Here is a 472-nt window from a genome sequence, read left to right on the forward strand (position 1 = left end):
ATTATTTTCTATGCATTACATATTGTGATTTGCTGTATTTAAAATTGTTTTTTTCATAGAAAGGTATTAAATGTTCTTCACAAAACAAACTGATTACATTAATATGTGAAAGTTCATCTATCAATTTTGAAACCAGTTTTGTTCCTATACCGTTCCTACAATATGAACTATGTATAACAACATCTTCAATATACGCTCTAAATTTTCCATCTGAAACAGCTCTTGCGAAGCCAACAAGAGTATCGCCTTTCCACGCACCCACTGATTGTACTTTGTTCAACATCTCCTCAATATCTTGTTCTAGTCTTTCCTCCCACCAACCTACATCATTATATAGCTTCATAACATCAATAGCTTTGATAGTTCTTTCAGTAAAGCTCAATATTTCTATATTCAAGTTTTGGTCCTCCCAATGGCTTTTACTTAATTTTACAGCGTTATAACCGAGGTGTCTTTCTTCAACTAACCTGCT

1 protein-coding gene is annotated in these 472 nt (G+C 32.8%); it reads right to left on the reverse strand.

What is annotated here, in order from left to right; genetic code table 11:
* Position 1: 1 nt before the first annotated feature.
* Complete coding sequence (locus M3221_RS25635) at positions 2–343, reverse strand: GNAT family N-acetyltransferase (protein ID WP_251274823.1); 342 nt, start codon at positions 341–343, stop codon at positions 2–4.
* Positions 344–472: the final 129 nt, after the last annotated feature.

Origin of the sequence: Domibacillus indicus (assembly GCF_023715895.1) — a bacterium.
Taxonomy (GTDB): Bacteria; Bacillota; Bacilli; order Bacillales; family Domibacillaceae; genus Domibacillus; species Domibacillus indicus_A.

What these genes read in the sequence shown, in the direction of transcription:
- M3221_RS25635 (WP_251274823.1), bottom strand. Translation starts at nt 343, where the DNA reads ATGAAGCTATATAATGATGTAGGTTGGTGGGAGGAAAGACTAGAACAA.